We start from the raw sequence: 26167 nt of genomic DNA, 5'->3' as shown, positions 1-26167 counted from the left end.
CTCATAGCCCGGCTTTCAAACTTGCTTCAATGAATTTGTCCAGATCACCATCCAGTACCGCTTGCGTGTTACGTGTTTCCACGCCGGTACGCAAATCTTTGATACGGGAGTCATCCAGTACATAAGAACGGATCTGGCTACCCCAACCGATATCAGACTTATTGTCTTCCAGAACCTGTTTATCAGCATTTTTCTTTTGCATCTCAAACTCATACAGCTTCGCCTTCAACTGTTTCATCGCTTGATCTTTGTTCTTATGCTGAGAACGGTCATTCTGACACTGAGTCACGATATTGGTCGGAAGGTGGGTAATACGTACCGCAGATTCCGTTTTGTTGACGTGCTGACCACCCGCACCGGATGCGCGGTAAACGTCAATACGCAGATCTGCCGGGTTGATTTCGATATCAATATCGTCATCAACTTCTGGATAGACAAAAGCAGAACTGAAAGAGGTATGACGACGGCCACCGGAGTCAAACGGGCTTTTACGAACTAGGCGATGAACGCCAGTTTCAGTACGTAACCAGCCAAAGGCGTAATCGCCGATGATCTTAATGGTGGCAGACTTCAGGCCTGCAACATCACCATCAGATTCTTCGATGATTTCAGTTTTGAAGCCTTTTGATTCAGCCCAGCGCAGGTACATACGCAGCAGCATGCTGGCCCAGTCTTGGGCTTCAGTACCGCCAGAACCCGCTTGTAAATCCAGGTAGCAGTTGGCGCTATCATATTCACCAGAAAACATGCGGCGGAATTCGAGCTGGCCCAGCTTGCCGTCAAGGATCTCTAACTCGGCAATGGCTTCGTTAAAAGTCTCTTCATCGTCAGCTTCAATCGCCAATTCCAGCAAGCCGGAAACGTCTTCCATACCTTGATCCAATTGATCAATGGTCGAGACAATCTCTTCTAGCGCAGAACGTTCTTTACCCAGCGCTTGCGCACGCTCAGGTTCATTCCAGACGTCGGGCTGTTCCAGCTCGGCGTTTACTTCTTCCAGTCGCTCTTTCTTGGCATCATAGTCAAAGATACCCCCTGAGAACGTCTGTCCGATCAGACAGGTCCTGAATTCGGTTTTTTACCGGGTTTATTTCAAACATGGTTTTGAGTCTTACGTTGAGTCGTAGATGACGGAATGTCATTATACCCGTCATACTTCAAGCTGCATGGGTGTTGGCTGTCTTCGTTCACCCGGATCATTGACTGACGTCAACTCATCGGAATTTACTCAGTTGCCGCCTTCCTGCAACTCGAATTATTTAGGGCACAGAATTGGTAATTCTAACGGATCTGTCCGGCGGTTTATAGCTCGTTGACTATATTTCCTGCTTACTTGAAATCACAGTGGCGTTAACGCGACTTATTCACCCGAATCACTGGCCTGAGCCAGCTCATCGGGCTTCATTGGAATGTTGCCTAATAAGGCCACAAATGCTGGACCAACAACTGGACACTACGATTACCACGATATTCATTGATATCGAGTTTGTAAGCCAGCTTAACCTCACGCACACTGCTGTCCGGCCATAAGGTGGTATCGATATTAAACGCAATACCATCGAGTAGCGGACCGCCATTTAGCGGCTCAATCATCAGTTTTAGATGACGCTCCCCCACCAGCCGTTGCTGCAAAATACGGAATTTGCCATCAAATGTCGGTTCTGGGAAAGACTGCCCCCAGGGGCCACCATCACGCAACAACTCCGCCGTTTCCAGCGATAATTCGTTGCCTTTCAGTTCACCATCGGACCAAATAACGCCTTCCAATTGTGAGGCATCCATCCATTCACCGACTAAATCGGCAAAACGCTGACGGAACTCATCGAATTTATCTTGTTCCAATGATAATCCCGCCGCCATTGCATGGCCGCCAAACTTCAGCATCAATCCTGGGTTCAATGTATCCAGTCGCTCAAGAGCATCGCGCATATGTAACCCAGCCACACTGCGCCCCGACCCCTTCAGTAACCCCTCACCCGCTGGGGCAAAAGCAATGACTGGCCGATGAAAACGTTCTTTGATGCGCGAGGCTAAAATCCCTACCACACCCTGATGCCATTCTGGATGGTACATCGCAATGCCGTAGGGCAATGTCGTGCTGGTACGTTCCAGTTGGTCGCACAGTTGCAGCGCCTCAACCTGCATCCCCTGCTCTATCTCTCGGCGCGCCTGATTAAGGGCATCCAAATCGATTGCTAAAGCTCTGGCCTGAGCGATATCGTCAGTGAGAAGAAGTGCAACCCCAATAGACATGTCATCGAGACGACCAGCAGCATTAAGCCGTGGGCCAAGGGAGAAGCCGAGATCATTGGCAGCCAATTGACGGGCATCACGGTTGGCGACTTCCAATAGTGCACGGACCCCTGGACGGCATTTCCCCGCACGAATACGGCTTAATCCCTGATGGACCAGAATCCGATTATTGGCATCCAGTGGCACCACATCCGCAACCGTCCCCAGCGCCACTAAATCCAATAGTTCAGCCAGATTGGGCACGGCTAAAGCTCGTTGCTCAAACCAACCACTCTCTCGCAAACGGGCGCGCAATGCCAACATCAGATAGAAGGTAACACCCACCCCAGCCAGTGATTTGGAGAGAAAATCACAACCAACCAGATTCGGATTAATGATAGCTTCAGCCGCTGGCAAGGTTTCACCCGGCAGATGGTGGTCGGTAACCAGCACCTGAATGCCCAAGGCATGGGCCAAATCCACCCCGGCATGAGAAGAAATACCGTTATCAACCGTGACGATCAATTCCGCACCACGGGCAGCGACCTGTTCAACCACTTCCGGGCTAAGCCCGTAGCCATCGTCAAAGCGATTGGGCACCAGGTAATCAACATTACTGCCACCCATGCTGCGCAAAGCCAGTACTGCCAGTGCAGTGCTGGTGGCACCATCGGCATCAAAATCGCCGACAATCACGATACGCCGTTTGTCAGCCAGTGCTTGCTGTAACAGGGTAACCCCGGCATCAATGCCATCGAGTTGCTGCCAGGGCAATAGACCTTTTACGCCTCGTTCCAGTTCTGTCGCAGTTTTAACCCCACGACTGGCATAGAGGCGGCGCAGCAACGGATGCAATTGCGCCGGTAAATGGTTGTCATCCGTCGCCTCACGACGACGAAGTTGAGTTTTGAGTGTCACGGGTGATTAACCCGCCGCTTTTAAGGAAGCCTGATGCTTATTCAGCATTGCCAACATCTCTTTCGGCTCCAGATAACCGGGAACGATAGTGCCGTTTTGCAGCACAATCGCAGGCGTGCCCTGAATACCAAACTGCACGCCGAGCTGGTAATGCTTGCTAATGTCTGTTTTACAGGTAGCCGGTGATATCTCGGTACCTTTCATTGCTTCATCGAACGCTTTATTACGATCAGCCATACACCAGATGGATCGCATATCTTTTTCTGCCTGAGAACTTAAGCCCTGACGTGGGAACGCCAGATAACGCACAGTAATGCCCAGCGCGTTATAGTCTTTCATCTGCTCATGCAACTTATGGCAGTAACCACAGGTGATATCGGTAAACACCGTAACAACATGTTTTTCCTGCGGTGCTTTATACACAATCATTTCACTGCTTAATGCTTCAAGTTTTTTCACCAACATCTGATTGGTCACATTGACTGGCTGGCTACCGCTCACATCATACAGTGGCCCTTGCAACAGATGCTGACCGTCGGCTGAGATATAAAGCACTCCGTTTTCGGTCATCACCGTGCTCAAACCTGGGATCGGCGAAGGCTGGACATCAGCTTGCTGAATATCTAATTTTTTTAGCGTCTGTTGGATAGCGGCATCATCTGCGTTAACCGGGCCGGCGAATGCGGCGATGAACACCGGCAGTAACAATAAACTTTTTCTCATTTATGAATCCTATCTCTTTCCACACAACATCGTTTTTCTACAAAACAATCATGCACGTGGATGATGCTGTTGATGTAGCTGTTTCAAACGTTCCGTAGCTACATGAGTATAAATCTGGGTTGTCGACAAATCGCTGTGGCCCAGTAACATTTGTACCACACGCAGGTCAGCACCGTGATTCAGTAGGTGCGTGGCAAAAGCGTGCCGTAATACATGGGGTGAAAGCCGTTCACTATCAATACCTGCAAGGATCGCATAGTGTTTGATGCGATGCCAGAAAGTCTGTCGGGTCATTTGCTGGCTACGATTGCTGGGGAACAGCACATCTAGTGACTGGCCATTAATCAACCATGGACGCCCATGCTCCATGTAGTTTTCAATCCAGTACACCGCTTCTTCGCCCAATGGCACCAGCCGCTCTTTATTTCCTTTACCAATAACCCGCACCACCCCCTGACGCAGGCTGACATCACTGATGGTCAACCCCACCAGCTCCGATACCCGCAAGCCCGTGGCATAAAGCACTTCCAGCATGGCTTTATCGCGCAATTCTAGCGGAATATCAACATTGGGTGAGTTGAGCAGCCTATCAACCTGTGCCTCACTTAAATCTTTAGGTAAGCGTTGCGGCAATTTAGGTGATGAGAGCAGAGCCGTCGGATCATCTTCACGCAGCTTTTCGCGGTATAAATATTGGAACAGACGACGCATCGCACTGAGTAAGCGTGCCGAACTGGTCGCTTTATAGCCGCCTTCAATGCGCTCAGCAAGAAAGGATTGCAAGTCCTGCGAACCTGCACGCAATAAATCACTGCCGTGATGTTCTAACCATCCGGTTAATGCATGTAAATCCAGACGATATGACGCTAGTGTATTCTCAGCCAGGTTTCTTTCCAGCCATAAGGCATCAAGAAACTGTTCAATCAGCGGGTTATTTTGCTGTTGCATTGTTGTTTCTCTCTTTGATTGAACTCAAGCGCCATTATGCCTGATGACGAGACAAATCTGGTACACTCGATGCTATTCCTTATTAGTAATGCTATGGCTATACATCATGAAGATTGGTCTCTTTTACGGCTCCAGCACCTGCTATACCGAAATGGTGGCAGAAAAAATCCGCGATATTCTTGGCGAAGATTTGGTTGATTTGCACAACCTGAAGGATGCCAGCCCCCAGTTAATGGAAGCCTATTCCATCCTGATTTTAGGTATCCCTACCTGGGATTTCGGCGAATTACAGGAAGACTGGGAAGCCATCTGGCCACAGTTAACGCAGCTTAATCTGAAGGGAAAGATTGTCGCCATGTATGGCATGGGCGATCAATTCGGATATAGCGAATGGTTTCTGGATGCTCTTGGTATGCTGCACGATCATATCGCCCCACTGGGAGTGGAGTTTATCGGTTTTTGGCCGACGGAAGGGTTTGAATTTACTAGCCCAAAACCACTCAGCGCCGATGGTAAACACTTTGTTGGTTTAGCATTGGATGAGGTCAATCAATACGATTTGAGCGAAGAGCGCATCGAGCAATGGTGTGATCAAATTCTCTTAGAGATGGACGCGCTGCTGTAGTCAGCCAAACGGGCACCTGATGTGCCCGCTTCTGTATCCCTTGCGTTATATCAATCCCATAAGCGAAACGCGTCGGTACTGCTGCCCTCTACTGCTACCGGTTTATTCACCGTCTTATCGGTATTGGCTTCGGTCGATTTCTGCCCGGTCAATAGCTGTGGGTTAGCCACTTGATACCAATCTAAATGCCGGGTTAACACCATCACTGCGGCCAGAATAATAAATAGCAACCCTGCGCCGAGTAACAATGCATTGTCTTCCGATTGCAGCAAGCCAAACAAAACCCCGTACAACAGCAATAAACCACCAGCAAACAATCCGCCTCGCCGCCACCCGCCCAGCACCGCACTCAGGTAGATAGCGATCAACAAGCTGCAACTCAAACTGGCGATAGTATAAGCCAGCGTGAAGCCAAGATGTTCAGAGAACGCCAGCAACATTAGGTAGAACAGCACCAGGGCGGCCCCCACCAGCAGATATTGAATTGGATGCACACGCAGTGAGGTTAGACTTTCAAACAGGAAGAAGCTGAAGAAAGTGAGGCCAATAAACAAAATGGCATACTTAATGGCTCGTTCGGTTAACTGGTAGTGATCGACCGGTTCAATCAAGCTGGTGCTAAAAGCGGGTAACTCATTGAAGTCGACATGTGGGTCATCACCCGCAAAGTTGATATTTATGTTGTTGGCCAGCCAGTTAGTGCTCCAATGGGCACGAAAGCCTTTTTCGTCCACCTTGCGCTGCAACGGTAAAAACTCGCCGACAAAATTAGGATGCGGCCAATTGCTTTGTAAGGTTAGCTCACTGCTACGCCCGATAGGGACTACCGACAGACTATTGGTGCCAGTCAGCGTCAGTGTAAAGCTAATATCAAATTTTTTCTGTTGAATTTGCGCTAATGAAAGCTCTGCATGAACACCTTGCGCAGTCCGCCCCAGGAAAGCACCGGGTTCGAAGTTAATTTTTTGGCTGCCCACCGTGAGTGGCGAAATTTGCTGTATACCCCGCGAATCGCTCAGCGCCACCACCAGTGACGGTCTACCGATAGTGACGCCGTCATGTATCAAGTCGTCCAATGCCGTAGCGTCAAATTGCGCGTTGAAATTAAGCGCCCCCTGATAGACTTGCGCTTTATAAATACCCAATCGCCGCACATCAACATCCGGCGCACCGCTAACGGTCATGACCTCCGGCAGTATGTAGCGACTGCGATTAACCCACTCTCTCTTTTTTTTGCCATCAACTTCGCTTTCTACCCATTCGCTATAAGGCACCACAATTAGCGGACCAAGGATCTTCTGCGATCGGCTGGTGCTGTCACTGACTTTATCGATAACACTTTGCCGATAACCACTGCGTTCAGAGATAACGTTCAGTAACATCTCTTTCGGGATCATCATCAATAGAATTAAGCCCAGCAATGTGGCTATTTTCCAAAACAGTACGGACTTGAACATGACTTGCGCTCCTTTTAAGGTCAGGAGAGCAGCTTAAGTCAGTGAAGTGAAAGCAGAATGAGGCTATGTGAAGTGAAGGTGAAGTCAGCCAATCATGTGGCATCCAGCGGCAACGTTAAATAGGCACTCACCCCTTGTGGCAAGCGGTTCTCCAGCGAAATCCGCCCGCGATGAATAGCGGCCACCTCGCGCACAAAATTCAGCCCCAAGCCAGTACTTTTCGGGCTATCGGCCCTTGGTAATGAATAAAAACGGTCGAAAATTCTCTCTTGAGCGTAATCGGGAATACCGCTGCCATTATCTTCAACCGTTATCAGATACTCCCCCTCATGCCGATCGCCACTGAGTATCACGGCCCCGCCCAAAGGCGTGAAATCCAGTGCATTATCAATCAGATTGGTCAGCGCCTGACTGAGTAATAACCCATCCCCGGTTAATATTGCGCTATCGGCGCTTTTTAGTTGCAGGCAAATACCGCGGCTGACAGCTTGTGCCTCTTTCGCACTGAAGGTTTGCTTGAGTATGTGACTGATATCCAATGGAGAAAATTGTAAATCAACCCGGCTCTCGAGCCGTGCCTGCACCAACATTTTATCTACTAGTTGCCGGATGCGTGCACTTTGCTGCTCAATATTAACAATAAACCGCTGGGCGGTGGCTGGCGGGGGCGACTCACGTAGCAGTTCAGCTGCACCGGTAATGGCGGCTAATGGGCTTTTCAGCTCATGAGTCATGGTGTGAACATATTGTTCGATGTAGGCTTTGCCATCCAATTTAAGACGCATACTTTCCAGTGCGCGGGCCAAATCATTCAACTCGCTACTGCCGATCGCTGGCAGCGCCACAACCTGCCCCTCGGCCACCCGCTCAGCGTAATCTACCAATTTGCCGATAGCGCGGTTTATCCACCATACGAAGCCCAAGCCAATCAGCAGAGCAATACCGAGCAAGACACCACCAGCCAACAAGATCTTACGCTCACTGCGTTTGATAACGGGCGCCATGGAAATATTGGGTTTACCCACACTGAGCACCCCAATGATTTTGTTTTCAGCAATGACCGGTGCCGCCACATACATTACCGAACTTTGTTCATCTGCGGGATTGGTACGGGTGCTGCGTGCGCCATATTCACCGCGTAGCGTCAGCCAAACATCATTCCAGCGCGAATAATCTTGCCCTACCGCTTTACCCGATGAATCAAAAATCACCCGTCCGTCGGTATCCGTCAGATAAACGCGATATTCGTTACGATCCTTGCGAATACCTTCAATATTGGCACCTATTGGCCGCAAATTTAGCGAAGCAAACGCTTGTGCCAATTGACCACTGGCAACGTTATCCAGCAGCATATCTTGCCGGGCAAACTGTGCCAGTAGTGTGGCGGTATCCACTAATGTGCCTTCGGTGGCGCGCCGGACGCCAGGTTTCACCTCTTGTACGAAAATACGAATAACAAAATAACCGGCAATGGCCACTATCAGAAAGTAACCTAGCAGTAAGCGCACGCCGATTTTCATCGCTGACTCTTCATCATCGGTAACTCAGACTATAGCCCAACCCACGATGAGTGCGGATTGGTGACTCCTCATCGTAAGCCATACGCAATTTTGAGCGCAGGGTTTTAATGTGGGTATCGACAGTACGGTCCTGACTCTCTTCTGCCTGCGCCCAAACAATATCCATCAGTTGCTGACGTGAAAATATGCGCTCGGGGGCCAGTAATAAGGTTTTCAGTAACAGATATTCATAGCGGGTGAGCCAGAGAGGCTGCTGATGATAGGTCACCCGCGCGCCGGCCTCATCCAGGGTGAAATCACCGAATTGATGCACCATAGCAGAGGCGGCCAGAATTTGTGATTTTTGTAAGCGCCGCAATACCGTGCGCACGCGGGCACTCACTTCACGGGGTGAGAAGGGCTTAGCAATATAATCATCGGCACCAATCTCCAGCCCGACAATGCGATCCAGTTCTTCACTACGGGCGGTAAGAAATACCACCGGCAGCGCGGGTTCGCGCGCCAATAGACGGCGGCACAGGTCAAAACCATTGATATCAGGTAAGCCAACATCCACTATCGCTAAAGCGGGCCGGCCATCCGCCAGTGCTGCCAGCGCCGGTTCCCCCCGGTCAAACCACCGGAGGGTAAAACCTTCGCTTTCTAAGGTATAAATCAGCGTATCAGCGATACTTGGTTCATCCTCTACCAGCCAGATTAAGGGTTTCATTGATTCATCCCCTCATCTGAGCCAAATGAATGCCGCAATAGCTGACATAATTGCCGCCACTCATCTTCTGACATACTGTCGGCGGCCAGCCACAACCGCTTACGGGCTGAACGGCTGCTCGACTGCTGTAGATTTAATAACACGCCATAACGGGTAATCCATGGCTGTTTGGCCACGATCCATTCGAGCCTTTTCCATAGTACCAAATTGCCGGGTTTCAACCGGATCTCGCCTTGACAGGACGTAATATTTTTCTGGCTGCGGATACACTCAAACACTACCAGCGTCAGCAATACCAACCACAATGCGGTATACCCTTGAGGCCAAGGCGCAACCAAGGTAAGTATCACTAAAACACCATGAGACAATAAAGAGAAGAGTTGAGTGTGCCAGGATACCCGCAAATCACATCGCCACTGGGCCACGGGCTTTATTTCGTGTTTGAATCAGTTTGACCATCTGACGCAGCTCGCTATCCTGCGGCTCCCCGTGATTCATCAGCCAGTTGAATAAGTCTGGGTCATCGCACTCAAGTAAGCGAATAAATGCCTGCTTCTCGTTATTACTCAAACCATCATACTCATGTTCAAAAAACGGCATGATAGAGATATCAAGTTCACGCATACCACGACGGCACGCCCAGTGAATACGGGCCTTATTATCGATTTCCATGTCCTGATTGACTCCTCAGTGAAGGATATTATCCGAACCCGGCCGCCAATAAGCGCCTGATTCGGTGCGTTGCTAGAGTAACAATTTGATACATCCAACGGGAAGATTATCACCGTTGAATTGTCATTTTAAGATGCTAAATGCTCAGCAAATGCTGTTTTTTTCAAACACCTTTAACATGCTGTTGCAGAATCTGCGGTCATTGTACCTCAGATGTCGGTTAATTTAGATATTGGATAATAATGACCAATCCGTGGAATAACTGCTTGCAAAGCTACTCCGCTATTTTACCATTGGGACATAAGCTCACGGCACCGCCTTGGCAGGTGCTATTCATTGGCAGATACTTTTCATTTGCAGGTAAGCATGGCACATAACACTCCGTTCTCTGCACAACCACCGGTCGCCTCTTCCGGGCTGCCATTAACACTCATCTCGCTCGATGACTGGGCGCTCATTACCTTAACTGGCGCTGACCGAGTGAAATATCTGCAAGGGCAAGTTACTGCGGATATCGATGCTCTGTCCACCGACCAGCATATCCTGTGCGCCCATTGTGATGCTAAAGGGAAAATGTGGAGCAACCTGCGGCTATTTTATCGTGGCGAGGGGTTGGCATTTATTGAGCGCCGCAGCCTGCTGGATAACCAGTTAAGCGAACTCAAGAAATATGCCGTGTTCTCTAAAGTGGCTATTGCTGCACAGCCTGACGCCGTTCTGTTAGGCATTGCAGGGGCAGAGGCGAAAACTGCGCTGGCTGAGGTTTTTGCCGAATTACCGAGTGCCGAGCATCCGGTGACCCAGCAAGGTAATAACACACTGTTGCATTTCTCACTCCCCGCCGAGCGTTTTTTGCTGGTAACTGATGCCGCGCAAGCCCAGCAACTAGTAGAAACACTGGCCGACCGCGCGCAGTTTAACAACAGTAAACAGTGGCTGGCGCTGGATATTGAAGCAGGCTTGCCAATTATTGATACTGACAGCAGCGCGCAGTTTATTCCTCAAGCCACCAATATTCAGGCGTTGAATGGCATTAGCTTCAGTAAAGGTTGTTACACCGGGCAGGAGATGGTGGCCAGAGCCAAATACCGCGGAGCCAACAAACGCGCGCTGTACTGGTTAGCGGGTGCTGCCAGCCGTGTACCGGCAGCCGGTGAAGATTTAGAGTGGCAATTAGGTGAGAACTGGCGTCGTACCGGTTCCGTGTTAGCCGCAATTCAACTCAGTGATGGCACTGTGTGGGTGCAGGCGGTGTTGAACAACGATCTGGCGGCAGACAGTGTGCTACGAGTGCGCGATGATGTTGGCAGTGTGCTGACTATTCAGCCGTTGCCCTACTCACTGAATGATGAGAAGTAGTCTTACTCGAACCAGAGGCCGGTTATCCGGCCTCAATTTATGCATGTGGCTACAGCATCAAACGTACAAATAGATCGCCATAAAGTGGCAGACACTGCCACCCAACACAAAACCATGCCAGATAGCATGACCGAAACGGATACGCTTAGAGGCGTAGAAAACCACCCCTAAAGTGTAAAGCAAGCCGCCAATAGTCAGTAATGCCAACCCGCCAATTTCAAGTTTCACCGCCAGCTGATAAATCACAATCAGTGATAACCAGCCCATCGTTAGGTAAGTCACGAGCGACAACACCTCAAATCGATGAGCAAAAGCCAGCTTAAATATCACACCGAACAGCGCCAGCCCCCAAATGACCGCCATTAACCCTCTGGCCAGTGGCGAATCCAATCCCACCAGCAGAAAGGGGGTATAAGTGCCGGCAATCAAAATATAAATGGCACAGTGGTCAAACTTCTGTAGCCAGAGCTTCGCCTTACGGTGTGGCACGGCGTGATACAGTGTTGATGCCAGAAAAAGCAAAATAATACTGCAGCCATACAAGCTATAGCTGGTTAGCGCTTTGGTATCAGCACCACTGTCTACTGCCTGCACCAAAAGCAACACCAGCCCGATAATTCCAAACACCACACCAATACCATGGCTAATGCTATTAGCTATCTCTTCTGCCCATGGATAGGCTGGGGTCGTTGTGGCCGGTGACAATATCGAGGGGGCCGCAGAAGTAGGTGGTGTAACTGTAGCAGAGGGTGTAACTGATTTATTATTCAATACTTATTATCCTGAATATTAGCTGTTGTATACCCAAAGACATTGGCGTTGCAGTCAAGCTGCAAGGTAATCAATCCCGATGAGCGGCACGGTAGGTAGCCAATTGCGCAAATATACTGCACTCAGGTTAACTGAGAATGATTCCAGTGTACACGTGTAAGCTTAAATATTCTGTCAATACATGTAACTCGCCATGTCTATCGCCAGATGAAGCAAAAAGAACAGAGTAATTGCAGATAATCAGGTAACGTATTACCGGTCTACCTTTATCTGATTTGAGGGTTGTTTGTTATGTCATTAACACTGCCAGTTCTGGATTTTGGCCCCCTGACCGAGACTGTCCAGTTTCTGATGGAAGTTGATAAGCTAAAAGATATACAGCGCCGCACCAAAGTGATTGCCAGCTTACGGCAGGAAAACTCCGCTGAGCACAGTTGGCATTTTGCGGTGGCGGCAATGAGTCTGGCCCCCTATGCAGGCCCGGATGTTGATATCAACCGCGTAATTCAAATGGCACTGCTGCACGATATTGTTGAAATCGATGCCGGTGATGTCATCGTTTATGATTTGGCCGCCAGAGCCGCCATTCATGAACAAGAAGTGGCCGCGGCTAAACGGTTATTCGGTATGCTCCCTCCCGCTTTAAACGCGCAATTTACCGCGCTGTGGGACGAATATGAAGCAGAAGAAACCGCCGATGCGTGCTTTGCGACCGTGCTGGACCGCATTTTGCCAATGCTGATTAACCTGCATACCGAAGGGCAAAGCTGGATAGAAAATGGTATCCGTTTGCAACAAGTGCTGGATCGCAACCAACGAGTCGCTGAGCGCTATCCTCAGATCTGGCAATATTTACTGCCCCAGTTACAGGCTGCGCAGCAAAAGGGCTGGCTGAAATAATCATGTTGAAGTACATGCGGTTAGGCCAGCTATGTCAATCGACTGGCAAACCGCATCTGTTTTATTTTCCGCCCGCCAGGTCCAATACACTGCCGGTGACATAAGAGGCACAGTCTGACAGCAACCAAACAATCGCCTCAGCAACTTCATGTGGGTGACCACCCCGTTTCATGGGTAACAAGCTTTGGATCCGGTCAACCCGCCCGGGTTCACCACCACTGGCATGGATATCGGTATAGATAACACCTGGCCGTACCCCGTTAACCCTAATCCCCTCAGCCGCCACCTCCAGCGACAAACCGATGGTCAGTGTATCAATAGCCCCTTTGGAGGCCGCATAATCCAAATATTCCCCCGGCGCACCAAGGCGGGACGCGGCAGAAGAAACATTAACAATTGCCCCACCATGGCCACCATGGCGCATAGCCATGCGTTTAACCGCCTCGCGACTGCATAAGAAATACCCTGTCACATTGGTCGTTAGCACTCGGTTAATACGTTCGGCGGTCAAGCCTTCAATACTGGTTTGTGGGAACAGAATACCGGCATTATTCACTAATGCACTGATTGGCCCCAGTTGCGCCTCAAGTTGTTCAAACAGCGCCACAACCTGTGATTCATCAGCAATATCCGCCTGTAACGCAATCGCCAACCCTCCCGCAGCCGCTATCTCCGCCACCACCTGCCGCGCGGCCTGCTGGTCATTGATATAATTGACCGCCACCCGATAACCATGTTTTGCCAACAGCAATGCGGTCGCACGACCAATTCCCCGGCTGCCGCCCGTCACTAATGCAACTTTCTTATTCATATCCCGGTTCCCTATGCTGCGATAAAGAGTTGCCAAACTAGCATGCCAATACTGGCGAGATAATCAACATAGCAAAAGGGCCGCATACGCGACCCTCAGATTCATGCACAACTTATCTCTATTTTAAATTACTCATAATCAGCAATTGGGACACATGAGCAGAACAGATTACGGTCGCCGTACACATCATCCAAACGTTTCACCGCTGGCCAGTATTTGTTCTCCATCACACCTGCAACCGGGAACACAGCCAGCTCACGGCTGTAAGGGTGCTGCCAGTCCCCCACCAGCTCCGCCTGAGTATGAGGCGCATTCACCAGCGGGTTGTCTTCCAGCGGCCATTCGCCTTGGGCCACTTTGTCAATCTCGCTACGAATCGCTAACATCGCATCGATAAAGCGGTCCAGTTCCACTTTGCTTTCTGATTCTGTCGGCTCCACCATCAGTGTTCCGGCAACCGGGAACGACATGGTCGGCGCGTGAAAACCGAAATCGATCAGGCGTTTAGCGATATCCATTTCACTGATACCGGTCGCCTCTTTTAGCGGACGAATATCCAGAATACACTCATGTGCCACACGGCCATCGTGACCGGTATACAACACCGGATAGGCGGCTTTCAGGCGGGTAGCGATGTAGTTGGCATTCAAAATAGCCACCTGACTGGCTTGCTTCAAGCCATCAGCGCCCATCATGCGAATATACATCCAACTGATAGGTAAAATTGATGCACTACCAAATGGCGCGGCTGAAACGGCACCTTGCTGAGTGGTCATACCGTCGATTTGCACCACACTGTGACCGGGCACAAAAGGTGCCAAATGGGCTTTGACGCCAATTGGCCCCATGCCTGGTCCGCCACCGCCATGTGGGATACAGAAAGTTTTGTGCAAGTTAAGATGCGATACATCAGCCCCGATATAACCCGGCGTAGTGATGCCAACCTGCGCATTCATGTTCGCGCCATCCAGATAAACTTGCCCGCCAAACTGATGAACGATTTGGCAAACTTCACGGATGGTTTCTTCATACACGCCGTGGGTTGACGGGTAGGTCACCATAATGCAAGACAACTCATCACCCGCGTCTTCTGCCTTTTGGCGCAAGTCATGTAAATCGATATTGCCTTGCTTATCACAGGCTACCACCACCACCGACATACCGGCCATTTGTGCTGACGCGGGGTTAGTGCCGTGGGCTGAGCTTGGTATTAAGCAGATATGGCGACTCGCCTGATTGCGACTTTCGTGGTAACGGCGGATAGCCAGCAAACCGGCATACTCTCCCTGCGCACCTGAGTTTGGTTGCATACACACTGCGTCATAACCCGTCAGTTGCACCAACCATTGTGACAGTTGACCAATCATCTGCTGATAACCGGCCGCTTGCTCCGGCGGGCAGAATGGGTGTAACTCAGCGAATTCCGGCCAGGTAATCGGGATCATCTCGGCGGCAGCGTTCAACTTCATGGTACAAGAACCCAACGGGATCATCGCCTGATTCAGCGCCAAATCTTTGCGCTCTAAACGATGCATATAACGCATCATTTCGGTTTCGCTGTGGTAACGATTGAATACCGGATGGGTCAGAATCGGCTCTTGGCGCAGCATCGTAGCCTGTATCGACTGGCTGCTCTGGCTGACTTTTGCGTCAAGCTGGTCAATATCCAGGCCGTGGCTATCACCGGCTAACAGGGCAAAAAGGGCCTGAATATCTTCGCGGGAGGTGGTTTCATCCAGCGTGATACCCACAGCGCCATGAATGTCAGTGCGCAGGTTAATACCAAAACTCAATGCACGAGCCAATACCGTAGCTTTGTCTTTGACTTCAACTGTCAGGGTATCGAACCAGTGCTGGAAACGGAGACTCAGGCCTACTTGTTGCAAACCCGCAGCCAGGATATCGGTCATCCGGTGAATACGGCCAGCGATACGCTGCAAGCCCTGCGGGCCATGATAAACCGCATACAGGCTGGCAATATTGGCCAGTAGCACCTGTGAGGTACAGATGTTGGAGTTAGCTTTCTCGCGGCGAATATGTTGCTCACGGGTCTGCATCGCCATACGCAACGCAGTATTACCGGCAGCGTCGCGTGATACCCCAATAATGCGGCCCGGCATCGAGCGTTTAAATTCGTCACGGCAGGCAAAGAATGCAGCATGTGGGCCGCCATACCCCATCGGCACACCAAAGCGCTGAGCGGAGCCAAATACCACATCGGCACCTTGTGTCCCCGGCGCAGTCAACAGCACCAGCGCCATAATATCGGCAGCCACGCTGGTAATGATTTTACGTTTTTTCAGTTCAGACAGCAGCGCGCTGTAGTCATGCAGTTCACCAGTGGTGCCTACTTGTTGCAGCAACACACCAAAAACACCATCCAGCTCCAGCACTTTTGCAGCGCGGTCGACAATCACTTCAAAACCAAAAGTTTCAGCGCGAGTTCGCACCACATCCAGCGTTTGTGGATGAACATCATCAGCCACAAAGAAGCGATTAGCGTCCTTCAGCTTACTGGCTCGCTTGGCTAATGCCATCGATTCTGCCGCAGCAGTAGCCTCATCCAGCAAAGAGGCAGAAGCCAGATCCAACCCCGTCAGGTCTTGTGTCAATTGCTGGAAATTCAACAGCGCTTCAAGGCGGCCCTGAGAAACTTCTGGCTGATAAGGTGTGTAAGCGGTGTACCAGCCTGGGTTCTCCAGCATATTACGCAGGATAACCGGCGGGGTCAGTACCGGGCTGTAGCCCATGCCGATGTAGGATTTATAGCGCTGATTCTGGCTGGCAATCCCTTTAAGTTCCGCCAGCGCCTGGTGTTCAGTGGCGGCATCACCCACTTGTGGTGGGCTTGGCAATTGGATATCTGCCGGAACAATCTGCTGGATCAATGTACTTAACGAGTTGGCACCAATGGCGGCCAACATCTGTTGCTGTTGTTCAGCAGAGGAGCCGATATGGCGCTGAATAAAAGCATCGTTATGTTCAAGCTGGCTGAGATTCTGAGTCATTTGCTACACATTCCTGAATAGGGCATGGGACGGGAGATATTTGAGATTAACCGCGCCTTGGAGAGGTATTAGAAATACTCACAAAGCCGAACTAAGGGGAAACACGTCGTTCGGGTCGTAGTGGCGTAAGCCACCGGAACGCCCGTAGACGTGGTCAACCCTTAGCTCATTGCACTTCACTCACCTCAGGCTTTTTTTCATTTATTCTTCAATGGTCGCCAAATACGCCTCGGCATCTAACAAACCTGCCAGCTCACCTTCATCAGAGGCTTTGATGCTGAACAGCCAACCATCGGTATAAGGTGCGCTGTTGACCAGTTCTGGTGAGCTTTCCAGCTCAGTATTAACCGCAACAATTTCGCCGCTGATCGGGGCATAAATGTCGGAAGCCGCTTTAACTGATTCGGCAACAGCACAATCACTACCAGCTGAAACTTCACTGCCCACTTCAGGCAAATCAACAAACACCATGTCGCCCAGTAGCTCTTGCGCATGCTCAGTGATACCGATGCTATAGATGCCATCGCCATCGGCACGAACCCACTCATGAGATGACGCATATTTTAACTCTGCTGGTACATTGCTCATTGCTGCTCCTTAAAAAGAGATAGAGCCAAAAGTTTAGGCTCTTATAATTCGGAAGACTTACAGCGCGACCGGCTTACCCGCCCGCACAAAACCGGGTTTTGTGACCCGCACTGGCATTTCACGGTTGCGGATTTGAACCACCGCACTCTCACCAATTCCCGCAGGCACACGGGCCAGCGCAATGCTGAAACCCAATGTAGGCGAGAATGAACCACTGGTTATCACACCGACATGTGAGTTACCCAGCGCATCAGAAAAATGCACGGGCAACTCATTACGTAATACGCCTTTTTCGGTCATGATCAAGCCGACCAGTTGCTCAGTTCCGTCCGCACGTTGCTTTTCCAGTGCTTCGCGGCCGATAAACTGACGGTCTTCTGGCAACCAGGCTACCGTCCAGCCCATATTGGCGGCTAACGGAGAAACACCTTCATCCATTTCCTGACCGTAAAGGTTCATACCCGCTTCCAGACGCAAAGTATCACGCGCACCAAGACCCGCAGGCTTCACCCCAGCGGCGAGCAATTGCTGCCAAAATTCAACAACTTGCTCTTTTGGCAGTGCGATTTCATACCCTGATTCACCGGTATAACCGGTAGTCGCGATAAAGAAATCACCCGTTTGAATACCAAAGAATGGTTTCATGCCCGCGATCGCCTGCTGCTGCTCAGGAGTCAGTAAAGTAGCCACTTTCTGTTGAGCCGTTGGGCCTTGTACCGCCACCAGGGCAAGATCGTCACGCACCGTCACTTCAACCTGGTAAGGTTCAGCATGCTGGATTATCCAGGCCAGATCTTTGTCACGGGTAGCGGAGTTAACCACTAAGCGGAAATAGTCTTCTTGCAGGAAATAGACAATCAAGTCATCGATAACACCGCCGGACGCATTCAGCATCCCGGTGTAAAGGGCTTTGCCCGGTTGGGTTAGTTTAGCAACGTCGTTGGCTAACAGGTAACGCAGGAACTCACGGGTACGGGCACCGTGCAGATCAACGATAGTCATATGAGAGACATCGAACATACCGGCATCTTGACGCACGATATGGTGCTCGTCGATTTGGGAACCATAATGCAATGGCATCATCCAGCCATGAAAATCTACCATGCGCGCACCGCACGCTACGTGCTGATCATACAGCGGGGTCTGCTTAGCCATCTACTCTCCCTCAATATACCCTTCGCACTTGAAGCCGTAGGGGCGTTGGCTACGTTCATTCACCCGAATCACTTACTGGTGTAAGCTCATCGGGAATTCATTCGCTTGCCGCCTACCTACAACTCCAATTGCTTTGGCTATAACATGTCATGAGTGTTTTATACCGGCTTCATCCCCCCTAATAAACAGGCATGAATACCGTTACGCAAACGATACCTTTTGCCCAACGTTATCACCGAACTCATCAGGTAACCATAAGCTAAAATAGGCAATAGCACGCCCTAAGAGGACAAAAGGCAGGGGTATTGTGCAGAGTTTTCCACTGAAAAAATGCGCACAGAGGCACATTATTAACAATTAATCAGTAAAAATTGCGATGTTATATAACCAAATAACCAAAACCCTGTCAGTTTCAACTTTTCAGGCTTTGGTTATCAGTGAGAAAAACTAATGCGAAAATAGGGCTGAAATTAGATTATTTCAACTGAGGGAGGTTTAGTGACTCACAAGACTACTCATCTAGCCAATCGGGTAAATCATGTAATCCCATGGCCTGCCGCACTAACGGTGGTTTTACCCCCGGCAAGTTATCAGCCAGCGTTAAGCCAATATCACGCAAGAGCTTTTTGGCAGGGTTACTGCCCGCAAACAGGGAGCGGAAACCCTGCATACTGGCAAGCATCACCGCAGCACTGTGCTTGCGGCGACGTTCATAACGCCGCAGATAGAGATGCTGACCGATATCTTTGCCTTGGCGCTGTAAACGGCGCAGCTCAGAGACTAACTCAGCGGCATCCATAAAGCCCAGATTGACGCCCTGCCCGGCCAACGGATGCACAGTATGGGCAGCATCCCCCACCAGCGCCAACCGGTGTGCCGCGAAGCTACGTGCATAGCGCCCCATCAGCGGGAAGGTCTGGCGCTCACTCTCAAGCTGGCATTGCCCCAAACGCATATCAAACGCCATGCCCAGTTCGCGGTTGAATTGCTCGGCAGGTAGCGCAGCTAACTCGGCAGCACGCTCAGGAGGAAGTGACCAGACTATCGAACTCAAGTGTGGGGAGCTAAACGGCAGGAAAGCCAGAATACCATCACCATGAAATACCTGACGCGCCGTTGCCTGATGTGCTTCTTCCGTGCGGATGGTCGCTACCAGCGCATGGTGGGCATAGTCCCAAAAAGTCAGTGGGATATCCGCATGCTGGCGCAACCATGAGTTAGCGCCATCGGCCCCAACCACCAGCCGCGCACTGAGCATACGGTCATCAGTTAGCGTGATAAAAGCTTCGCTTTCACCCCATGCCACCTGTTTGAGGCTGGCCGGTGCCAACAGCGTAACCTCAGCTAATTGGCTGGCACGCTGCCATAGCGCCTGCTGAATCACTCGGTTCTCAATGATATGACCGAGATGGCTGAAGCCATATTCATCAGCATGAAACGCTATTTTGCCAAAACTGTCTTGGTCCCACACTTCCATGCCGCCATAGGGGCTGGCCCGTAGCGCCAAAATGCTGTCCCATACCCCTATTTTTTTCAATAAGCGCTCACTGGCAGCATTGATCGCCGAGACACGTAGCGCCAACTCATCAGTCAGCGGTGCAGTGAGAGGTTCTGGTGCGGGCTGATGCTCCAGAATAGCGATGCGCAAGCCACTGCCCTGTAAGCCACAGGCCAGCGCCAGACCGACCATTCCGCCACCGGCGATTACCACGTCATATGATTGCATGCCAATATATTCCCATTAAATACTAACGCTCTACCCATCCCAATGTCTGCCGGGCGAAAGTATCACGTATTGCAGGCATCAGCTCCATTGACATCAGAGCAAGGTTACGCCCAACCACCAGTGGCCCATAGCGATTGGCAAACAGACGAATTAAACCATCAGTGACACCAATAGTCGCCTGTTGATCCCCTTGTCGCCGCTGCTGATATTGGCTGAGAACCGCATACTCACCGGGGTCGCCCTCCGCCTGCGCGATAGTTTCAGCCAGCGACATCACATCACGCAGCCCTAGATTGAAACCCTGCCCGGCAATGGGATGCAGTGTTTGCGCCGCATTACCCACTAACGCCAGACGGTGACTGATATGGCGCGAAGCCGTCAATAATTGCAGCGGGTAGCTGTAGCGCTTACCCGCATGGAGAATTTTACCCAACCGCCAACCAAAAACTTGCTGCAATTGCGCCACAAAACGGGCGTCATCCCAACTATCGACCTGCTGCTTTTCGTGTTTAGCGTGACACCAGACCAGCGAGCTACGCCCTTCAGACATCGGTAATAATGCCAGCGGCCCATTGCGGGTAAAACGCTCAAAAGCCCGACCTGCCGGTAGTTCGGAAGTCGTAATATTGGCAATCACGGCGATCTGTTGATAGTCCTGCTGCTGCCACTGAATATTACAAGCCCGCGCCAGTGCCGAATGAGATCCGTCGGCTGCCACTAGCAGCTTTGCACTCAGTTGTTGGCCGTTATCCAGCGTCACACCGGCTGATGCAACAGTACGAACCACATCTACCACTTTAGCCGGGCAATGCAGCGTCACTCCCGGCGCTTTCTGCAATAAGGCAAACAGCCTTTTACCGGCATCATGTAGCTCAATAACATTACCCAGTGCCGCAACACCATAATCAGCGGCGCGTAAGTTAACAAAACCCGAATGACCGCTATCACTAACATGAACATGTTCAATGGCGGTGGCACAATCAACCAGATGCGCCCAGATACCAATGCGCTCCAGTTGTTGGCAGGTGCCTTGTGCCAAGGCAATCGCTCTGGCATCAAAACCCGGATGCTGCCTGCTATCAGGAAGTTGTGCTTCAACCAAAGCAACCGGTACCCGCCCTTTGGTGAGGGATGAAATAGCCAGCGCCAGAGTTGCTCCGGCCATACCACCACCAACAATGATTACGCTCATCAGTTATCTCGCTGCCGCCATCAGGGCTTCAATGGCATCGGGATCTTTCACCACACCGGCGGTCAGATTTTCATTGCCGTCAGCAGTAATCACGATGTCATCTTCGATACGAATACCAATACCACGGTATTCTGGCGGTACATCAGCATCTGGGGCGATATAGAGACCCGGCTCAATGGTCAGCACCATTCCCGGTTCCAAAATGCGGCCACGGTCACTATTGGTATAATCACCGACATCATGCACATCCAATCCTAACCAGTGGCTTAAACCATGCATAAAGAAGGGGCGATGCGCTTTTTCAGCGATCAATTGCTCGATATCACCTTTTAGAATGCCCAAACCAACCAGACCCGTAATCATAATGCGCGCCACCTCCTCGGTGACTTCGCGGATACTGGTACCCGGGCGGAACAATTCTATTGATTTATTAATCGAGGCCAGAACGATGTCATAAATCTCACGTTGTGCTGGCGTGAATTTGCCGTTAACCGGGAAGGTGCGGGTGATATCACCGGCATAGCCACGGTATTCACAACCTGCATCAATCAGCACTAACTCACCATCCTGCAATTCACTCTCATTTTCGGTGTAATGCAAAATGCAGCCATTCTCACCACCGCCAACGATAGTGTTATATGCCGGGTAACGCGCGCCATGGCGGGTGAACTCATGCAGAATCTCCCCTTCCAACTGATACTCAAACATACCTGGGCGACATTTTTCCATCGCGCGAGTATGGGCTAGCGCACTGATTTCACCGGCGCGGCGCATCACAGTAATTTCTTCAACTGACTTAAACAGGCGCATTTCATGCAACCATGGACGCCAGTCAGTTAGCGTGGCCGGTGCACGTAAATTTTTACGAAAACCGTTACGTAATCTTTCCAGCGCGGCAAAAACAATTTTATCTGCATAAGCATATTGCCCCTGCGCGTGATAAATCACATCAAGGCGATTGAGCAACAAATAGAGCTGTTCGTCGATTTCATCGAAGGATAATGCGCGGTCAACACCTAACTTGAGGGGGGCCGCATCTTGCCCTAAACGGCGGCCAAACCAGATCTCGGCGGTTAAGTCCCGCACCCGGTTAAACAACACGCTGTGGTTATGGGTCTCATCGCTTTTTACCAGAATCAACACCGCCTCCGGTTCATTGAACCCCGTCAGGTAGCTAAAATCGCTATTCTGACGATAAGGGTATTCGGAATCCGCACTGCGCGTAGCCTCCGGTGCGGCGAAAAACAGTGCTGCACTGCCCGGGGCCATCTTCGCCAACAGCGCCTGACGGCGGTTCTGGTATTCTTGCTGAATCATCACACCCTCCTGGAACATCCGATTTAATCGACTTAATTCAACATATTACACCATATCATTTAATGTAGTGTTGGCTTACGCATCTCTGGTGCAGTCGGCTTCTGTTGAGTAAATTCGATATGGCACAAAATAGCCGCCACACGCACATACTCAATAACTTCTTCTAATGATTGAGCCAGCTCTTCTTGATCTTCATCTTCGTCGTAGCCTAATTGGGCAATATTACGTAAATCATCAATGGCTTCACCCACTTCATCTTTCACCTGCGCCAATTTCGGTTGCAACATACCCAAACCTAACAGGAAATGGTTGACCCAACCTGATAATGCGTCAGCACGGTCAAAAACCGAGATATCGTCCCCTTCAGGGATAAGCAACTGGAACATAAAACCTTCGTTCTCCAGCGCTTCTTGTGTTGCTTCATGTAACTGTTGTAACGGCAATCCCAACGCTTGTGAAAAGGCAACGCCCTCATTGGTCAGGTCATGTACCAGCGTGCGCCAGCCATTGTCTTTACTGCCACCACAGAGCATGCCGCTGATCAGGCCATGCATTTCTGCGGGGGTTAATGCTACCGCTTGCTGGCTTAACGCCAAGGCAAGTGATTGGTAAGTTGGTAATGTATTCTCTATAGACATGCGTATTGGTCATCGTTGGCAGGATAAGTTCGTGTTATGCTACCACCAAGAAAGGTCGCTATACCAGAAAACGCAACGCGCTAGACCCTAATACCCAACGGGTATTAGGGGTTGAATCTTGGTATCGAGATATATATAGTGACGCCCGCTTTGCAACTACGAGCATTTTGCCTCTGGTTTACAAGGTTGGCGCGAAAATTAGTCAGGAAGGTGGCATGTCTGCACAACCGGTAGATATTCAAATTTTTGGTCGCTCGTTAAGAGTCAATTGTCCGCCAGAACAACAAGACGCGTTGAACATGGCAGCAGAAGATCTTAACCAACGGTTGCAAGATCTCAAAGTTCGCACTAGAGTCACAAATACTGAGCAGTTAGTTTTTATCGCAGCATTGAATGTCTGTCACGAATTAGCTCAGGAAAGGTTGAAAACCCGTGACTATGCATCCAATATGGAGCAACGTATTCGGATGTTACAACAGACCATTGAACAGGCGTTGCTTGAACAAGGTCGCATCTCTGAACGTCAGGATGCACAGTTTGAATAAATCTCTGTTGAATGATAGATTCAGCAGTGAGTAAAAAATTTCTCTGAGGTGTTTGCCAGCGGGCCAGTCCCCTGAGCCGATATTTAATACCAACAGAATGTAGTGACTCCGTAACTGGTGCGCATGCTCGGTCCGCCGAGAAGCCTTAAGGTTGCGACGCTGCGTTCACCTTGAACCATGGGTTCAAGGGTTACAGCCTGCGGCGGCATCTCGGAGATCCCCTCTTTATCGATTAACCAGCATTTGGGGTTATCACGTTCGTTTTACATTGGCTGTCTACTGGCATCAGCAATATATCTTCCGAATCAATAAAATGTCTTTTTAATCAAAAAATTATCCTTTAAATTAACAACATATTTTTGAATAAATAATATGCCTTTGACTGCGCAATATGCCCTTGAGCGACAAAAGATTCGTAGTGAGATTCGTGAACGTCGGCGTCTGTTGACTGCGGAACAACAGCATCAGTCAGCGCATCTGGCGGCAAAGCATATCGCTGAGCATGACAGAATCCGTCAGGCTAACACCATTGCCGTGTTCCTCTCCTTCGATGGTGAACTCAATACCCGCCCCATTATTGAGCTGCTATGGCAGCAACAAAAACAGGTTTATCTGCCGGTTTTGCACCCTTTCAGCCCCGGTAATTTATTATTTCTGCGTTATCGCCCTGATAGCACGCTTATCCGTAATCGCCTGAAAATCCTTGAACCACAATTAGATGTGCGAGAAGTTCTGCCACTAAACCAATTGGATATAGTAATAACCCCGTTAGTGGCGTTTGATAGCCTCGGGCAACGTTTAGGTATGGGTGGTGGCTTTTATGACCGTACGCTGCAACACTGGCAGCAAGGGCGCCCTTATCCTATTGGCCTGGCCCATGATTGCCAATGGGTAGAGCACTTGCCCTGTGAGCTTTGGGATGTACCATTGCCAGAGATAGTGACACCAACAAAAGTGTGGCAGTGGTAAGAGATAATCCTGCAAAATAAAAAAACACCCGATATTTTATAGATAGCGGGTGTTTAGTCATTCAATACAAATAGTTATTAGTAAAGCAAACGAGCACGGATAGTTCCCGGGATCGCCTTCATCGCCTGCAATGCTTTTTCTGCATTTTCCGCATCATCAGTCTCAACATCAATGACGACATAACCGATTTCAGCACTGGTTTGCAGATACTGTGCCGCAATGTTGACATTCTGTTCGGCAAAGATTTTGTTAATGCTGGTCAGGATGCCTGGGCGGTTCTCATGGATATGCAACAGACGGCGAGTATTATCGCCGTGAGCAGGCAGAGAAACCTCAGGGAAGTTGACCGCAGACAGCGTTGAGCCGTTGTCGGAATACTTCGCCAGCTTACCTGCCACTTCATCACCGATATTTTCCTGCGCTTCCTGAGTGGAACCACCAATATGTGGTGTTAGCAACACATTATCAAACTCGCACAAGGGTGAATTGAACGGGTCCTTATTAGTTGCAGGCTCTTCAGGGAATACGTCGATTGCCGCGCCTGCCAAATGATTGCTGGCCAACGCATCACATAAGGCCGGGATATCGACCACGGTACCGCGTGAGGCGTTAATCAGCATCGCACCCGGCTTCATCAGAGCCAACTGTTCAGGGCCAATCATGTTTTTAGTGGAGTGGTTTTCCGGCACATGCAGGCTAATCACATCACTCATATTCAGTAGATCAGACAGGTGACGCACCTGCTGTGCATTCCCTAACGACAGTTTATTTTCGATATCGTAGAAAAATACTTTCATCCCGACACTCTCTGCCAGAATCCCGAGTTGGGTACCGATATGACCATAACCGATAATGCCCAGCTTCTTGCCACGGGCTTCATAGGAACCCACCGCCAGCTTGTTCCACTCACCACGGTGAGCTTTGGCGTTAGCCGATGGAATGCCTCGGAACATCAGCAGTAACTCGCCCAGTACCATTTCAGCTACCGAACGGGTATTGGAGAAAGGTGCATTGAATACCGGCACACCGCGTTTGGTAGCCGCTTTTAAATCAACCTGATTGGTACCGATACAGAAACAACCTACCGCGACTAATTTTTCTGCTGCCGCAAAAACTTCTTCAGACAGATGCGTACGCGATCGAATGCCGATGAAGTGAGCATCTTTGATCGATGCTTTCAGTGATTCGGTGTCTAAGGCACCTTTATGATATTCAATATTGCTATATCCGGCAGCACGCAGATTATCAACCGTGCTCTGGTGCACCCCTTCCACTAACAGAAACTTAATTCTGTCTTTCTCCAGTGATACTTTTGCCATGTCCCCGACCCTATTTTCAGACTTCAGATGTGGCTGCCGCTATCGAATGAATCCGGTCAGCACCC

24 protein-coding genes and 1 other RNA gene are annotated in these 26167 nt (G+C 50.2%); 6 read left to right on the top strand and 19 right to left on the bottom strand.

Features of this window, described 5'->3' with window-relative positions; all coding sequences use genetic code 11:
• Position 1: 1 nt before the first annotated feature.
• The 4 genes from prfB to xerD form a co-directional block, all read right to left on the bottom strand.
• A protein-coding gene (gene prfB, locus V2A84_RS23135) for a peptide chain release factor 2 (protein WP_102970535.1) occupies positions 2-1100 on the bottom strand; the annotation gives its coding sequence in 2 pieces (ribosomal slippage) (positions 2-1024 and positions 1026-1100; 1098 coding nt in all).
• A gap of 316 nt (positions 1101-1416) precedes the next feature.
• Positions 1417-3150 carry a single-stranded-DNA-specific exonuclease RecJ gene (recJ, locus tag V2A84_RS23130; RefSeq protein ID WP_083162769.1) on the bottom strand — a complete coding sequence of 578 codons (1734 nt, stop codon included), beginning with the start codon at positions 3148-3150 and terminating at the stop codon, positions 1417-1419.
• Positions 3151-3156: 6 nt separating this feature from the next.
• Positions 3157-3873: a bifunctional protein-disulfide isomerase/oxidoreductase DsbC gene (gene dsbC, locus V2A84_RS23125; RefSeq protein WP_083162767.1), complete on the bottom strand. Its 717-nt coding sequence runs from the start codon at positions 3871-3873 to the stop codon at positions 3157-3159.
• 48 nt (positions 3874-3921) lie between these two features.
• Positions 3922-4821, bottom strand: a complete 900-nt coding sequence (gene xerD, locus V2A84_RS23120; protein ID WP_005185989.1) for a site-specific tyrosine recombinase XerD — start codon at positions 4819-4821, stop codon at positions 3922-3924.
• Between the two features lie 106 nt (positions 4822-4927).
• Between xerD and fldB the strand changes: the two genes are divergently transcribed.
• Positions 4928-5446: a flavodoxin FldB gene (gene fldB, locus V2A84_RS23115; protein WP_083162765.1), complete on the top strand. Its 519-nt coding sequence runs from the start codon at positions 4928-4930 to the stop codon at positions 5444-5446.
• 50 nt (positions 5447-5496) lie between these two features.
• Here fldB and creD read toward each other — a convergent pair whose 3' ends face one another.
• From creD to sdhE, 5 genes are all read right to left on the bottom strand, one after another.
• Positions 5497-6903, bottom strand: a complete 1407-nt coding sequence (gene creD, locus V2A84_RS23110) for a cell envelope integrity protein CreD (protein WP_083162763.1) — start codon at positions 6901-6903, stop codon at positions 5497-5499.
• A 92-nt stretch (positions 6904-6995) separates the two neighbouring features.
• On the bottom strand, positions 6996-8423 hold the full coding sequence (creC, locus tag V2A84_RS23105; RefSeq protein ID WP_083162761.1) for a two-component system sensor histidine kinase CreC: 1428 nt from the start codon (positions 8421-8423) through the stop codon (positions 6996-6998).
• A 13-nt stretch (positions 8424-8436) separates the two neighbouring features.
• Positions 8437-9132 carry a two-component system response regulator CreB gene (creB, locus tag V2A84_RS23100; RefSeq protein WP_083162759.1) on the bottom strand — a complete coding sequence of 232 codons (696 nt, stop codon included), beginning with the start codon at positions 9130-9132 and terminating at the stop codon, positions 8437-8439.
• Entirely contained in the window at positions 9129-9557 is a 429-nt protein-coding gene (locus tag V2A84_RS23095) for a protein YgfX (protein ID WP_083162757.1), read from the bottom strand. Before V2A84_RS23095 ends, creB begins: the two co-directional genes overlap by 4 nt.
• On the bottom strand, positions 9538-9804 hold the full coding sequence (sdhE, locus tag V2A84_RS23090; RefSeq protein WP_083162755.1) for an FAD assembly factor SdhE: 267 nt from the start codon (positions 9802-9804) through the stop codon (positions 9538-9540). The genes V2A84_RS23095 and sdhE overlap by 20 nt, the downstream gene beginning before the upstream one ends.
• A gap of 366 nt (positions 9805-10170) precedes the next feature.
• On the opposite strand from sdhE, the gene ygfZ reads away from it, so the two are divergent.
• The gene (gene ygfZ / locus V2A84_RS23085) at positions 10171-11163 is read left to right on the top strand and encodes a tRNA-modifying protein YgfZ (RefSeq protein ID WP_442849088.1); all 993 of its coding nucleotides are present in this window, start codon (positions 10171-10173) and stop codon (positions 11161-11163) included.
• A 57-nt stretch (positions 11164-11220) separates the two neighbouring features.
• Here the strand turns inward: ygfZ and trhA are convergent, their stop codons facing one another.
• Positions 11221-11934, bottom strand: coding sequence for a PAQR family membrane homeostasis protein TrhA (trhA, locus tag V2A84_RS23080; RefSeq protein ID WP_442849087.1), 714 nt, complete (start codon positions 11932-11934; stop codon positions 11221-11223).
• 291 nt (positions 11935-12225) lie between these two features.
• On the opposite strand from trhA, the gene V2A84_RS23075 reads away from it, so the two are divergent.
• A complete protein-coding gene (locus tag V2A84_RS23075) occupies positions 12226-12834 on the top strand; it encodes an HD domain-containing protein (RefSeq protein WP_083162753.1) in 609 nt (202 codons plus the stop codon).
• A gap of 61 nt (positions 12835-12895) precedes the next feature.
• On the opposite strand, the gene V2A84_RS23070 is transcribed toward V2A84_RS23075, so the two are convergent.
• The 8 genes from V2A84_RS23070 to V2A84_RS23035 all read right to left on the bottom strand — a co-directional run bounded on the left by V2A84_RS23070 (position 12896) and on the right by V2A84_RS23035 (position 23269).
• Positions 12896-13645: an SDR family oxidoreductase gene (locus tag V2A84_RS23070; protein WP_083162751.1), complete on the bottom strand. Its 750-nt coding sequence runs from the start codon at positions 13643-13645 to the stop codon at positions 12896-12898.
• A 128-nt stretch (positions 13646-13773) separates the two neighbouring features.
• Positions 13774-16653, bottom strand: a complete 2880-nt coding sequence (gene gcvP, locus V2A84_RS23065; RefSeq protein ID WP_083162749.1) for an aminomethyl-transferring glycine dehydrogenase — start codon at positions 16651-16653, stop codon at positions 13774-13776.
• Between the two features lie 201 nt (positions 16654-16854).
• Positions 16855-17241, bottom strand: a complete 387-nt coding sequence (gene gcvH, locus V2A84_RS23060) for a glycine cleavage system protein GcvH (protein ID WP_005193111.1) — start codon at positions 17239-17241, stop codon at positions 16855-16857.
• A 57-nt stretch (positions 17242-17298) separates the two neighbouring features.
• Positions 17299-18396, bottom strand: a complete 1098-nt coding sequence (gene gcvT / locus V2A84_RS23055; RefSeq protein ID WP_083162747.1) for a glycine cleavage system aminomethyltransferase GcvT — start codon at positions 18394-18396, stop codon at positions 17299-17301.
• Positions 18397-18907: 511 nt separating this feature from the next.
• Positions 18908-20122: an FAD-dependent 2-octaprenylphenol hydroxylase gene (gene ubiI, locus V2A84_RS23050; protein WP_083162745.1), complete on the bottom strand. Its 1215-nt coding sequence runs from the start codon at positions 20120-20122 to the stop codon at positions 18908-18910.
• Positions 20123-20144: 22 nt separating this feature from the next.
• Entirely contained in the window at positions 20145-21314 is a 1170-nt protein-coding gene (ubiH, locus tag V2A84_RS23045) for a 2-octaprenyl-6-methoxyphenyl hydroxylase (RefSeq protein WP_442849086.1), read from the bottom strand.
• Positions 21315-21317: 3 nt separating this feature from the next.
• A complete protein-coding gene (gene pepP, locus V2A84_RS23040; RefSeq protein ID WP_442849085.1) occupies positions 21318-22631 on the bottom strand; it encodes a Xaa-Pro aminopeptidase in 1314 nt (437 codons plus the stop codon).
• A 59-nt stretch (positions 22632-22690) separates the two neighbouring features.
• Entirely contained in the window at positions 22691-23269 is a 579-nt protein-coding gene (locus V2A84_RS23035; protein ID WP_083162739.1) for a YecA/YgfB family protein, read from the bottom strand.
• Positions 23270-23484: 215 nt separating this feature from the next.
• Between V2A84_RS23035 and zapA the strand changes: the two genes are divergently transcribed.
• The 3 genes from zapA (at position 23485) to V2A84_RS23020 (ending at position 24783) form a co-directional block, all read left to right on the top strand.
• Positions 23485-23814, top strand: a complete 330-nt coding sequence (gene zapA, locus V2A84_RS23030; RefSeq protein WP_004706812.1) for a cell division protein ZapA — start codon at positions 23485-23487, stop codon at positions 23812-23814.
• Between the two features lie 37 nt (positions 23815-23851).
• Positions 23852-24035: non-coding RNA, 6S RNA (gene ssrS / locus V2A84_RS23025), on the top strand.
• A gap of 151 nt (positions 24036-24186) precedes the next feature.
• The gene (locus V2A84_RS23020) at positions 24187-24783 is read left to right on the top strand and encodes a 5-formyltetrahydrofolate cyclo-ligase (protein WP_083162737.1); all 597 of its coding nucleotides are present in this window, start codon (positions 24187-24189) and stop codon (positions 24781-24783) included.
• Positions 24784-24860: 77 nt separating this feature from the next.
• On the opposite strand, the gene serA is transcribed toward V2A84_RS23020, so the two are convergent.
• Positions 24861-26102, bottom strand: a complete 1242-nt coding sequence (gene serA, locus V2A84_RS23015) for a phosphoglycerate dehydrogenase (RefSeq protein WP_083162735.1) — start codon at positions 26100-26102, stop codon at positions 24861-24863.
• Positions 26103-26167: the final 65 nt, after the last annotated feature.

The organism is Yersinia sp. 2553 StPb PI, from assembly GCF_052217105.1.
Classification (GTDB): Bacteria; Pseudomonadota; Gammaproteobacteria; order Enterobacterales; family Enterobacteriaceae; genus Yersinia; species Yersinia enterocolitica_E.
The sequence above is the reverse complement of the archived record's forward strand: the minus strand, read 5'-3'. Positions and strand labels throughout refer to the sequence as shown.

What these genes read in the sequence shown, in the direction of transcription:
- dsbC (WP_083162767.1), bottom strand. Translation starts at nt 3,873, where the DNA reads ATGAGAAAAAGTTTATTGTTACTGCCGGTGTTCATCGCCGCATTCGCC.
- xerD (WP_005185989.1), bottom strand. Translation starts at nt 4,821, where the DNA reads ATGCAACAGCAAAATAACCCGCTGATTGAACAGTTTCTTGATGCCTTA.
- fldB (WP_083162765.1), top strand. Translation starts at nt 4,928, where the DNA reads ATGAAGATTGGTCTCTTTTACGGCTCCAGCACCTGCTATACCGAAATG.
- creD (WP_083162763.1), bottom strand. Translation starts at nt 6,903, where the DNA reads ATGTTCAAGTCCGTACTGTTTTGGAAAATAGCCACATTGCTGGGCTTA.
- creC (WP_083162761.1), bottom strand. Translation starts at nt 8,423, where the DNA reads ATGAAAATCGGCGTGCGCTTACTGCTAGGTTACTTTCTGATAGTGGCC.
- creB (WP_083162759.1), bottom strand. Translation starts at nt 9,132, where the DNA reads ATGAAACCCTTAATCTGGCTGGTAGAGGATGAACCAAGTATCGCTGAT.
- sdhE (WP_083162755.1), bottom strand. Translation starts at nt 9,804, where the DNA reads ATGGAAATCGATAATAAGGCCCGTATTCACTGGGCGTGCCGTCGTGGT.
- ygfZ (WP_442849088.1), top strand. Translation starts at nt 10,171, where the DNA reads ATGGCACATAACACTCCGTTCTCTGCACAACCACCGGTCGCCTCTTCC.
- V2A84_RS23075 (WP_083162753.1), top strand. Translation starts at nt 12,226, where the DNA reads ATGTCATTAACACTGCCAGTTCTGGATTTTGGCCCCCTGACCGAGACT.
- V2A84_RS23070 (WP_083162751.1), bottom strand. Translation starts at nt 13,645, where the DNA reads ATGAATAAGAAAGTTGCATTAGTGACGGGCGGCAGCCGGGGAATTGGT.
- gcvP (WP_083162749.1), bottom strand. Translation starts at nt 16,653, where the DNA reads ATGACTCAGAATCTCAGCCAGCTTGAACATAACGATGCTTTTATTCAG.
- gcvH (WP_005193111.1), bottom strand. Translation starts at nt 17,241, where the DNA reads ATGAGCAATGTACCAGCAGAGTTAAAATATGCGTCATCTCATGAGTGG.
- gcvT (WP_083162747.1), bottom strand. Translation starts at nt 18,396, where the DNA reads ATGGCTAAGCAGACCCCGCTGTATGATCAGCACGTAGCGTGCGGTGCG.
- ubiI (WP_083162745.1), bottom strand. Translation starts at nt 20,122, where the DNA reads ATGCAATCATATGACGTGGTAATCGCCGGTGGCGGAATGGTCGGTCTG.
- ubiH (WP_442849086.1), bottom strand. Translation starts at nt 21,314, where the DNA reads ATGAGCGTAATCATTGTTGGTGGTGGTATGGCCGGAGCAACTCTGGCG.
- pepP (WP_442849085.1), bottom strand. Translation starts at nt 22,631, where the DNA reads ATGATTCAGCAAGAATACCAGAACCGCCGTCAGGCGCTGTTGGCGAAG.
- V2A84_RS23035 (WP_083162739.1), bottom strand. Translation starts at nt 23,269, where the DNA reads ATGTCTATAGAGAATACATTACCAACTTACCAATCACTTGCCTTGGCG.
- zapA (WP_004706812.1), top strand. Translation starts at nt 23,485, where the DNA reads ATGTCTGCACAACCGGTAGATATTCAAATTTTTGGTCGCTCGTTAAGA.
- V2A84_RS23020 (WP_083162737.1), top strand. Translation starts at nt 24,187, where the DNA reads ATGCCTTTGACTGCGCAATATGCCCTTGAGCGACAAAAGATTCGTAGT.
- serA (WP_083162735.1), bottom strand. Translation starts at nt 26,102, where the DNA reads ATGGCAAAAGTATCACTGGAGAAAGACAGAATTAAGTTTCTGTTAGTG.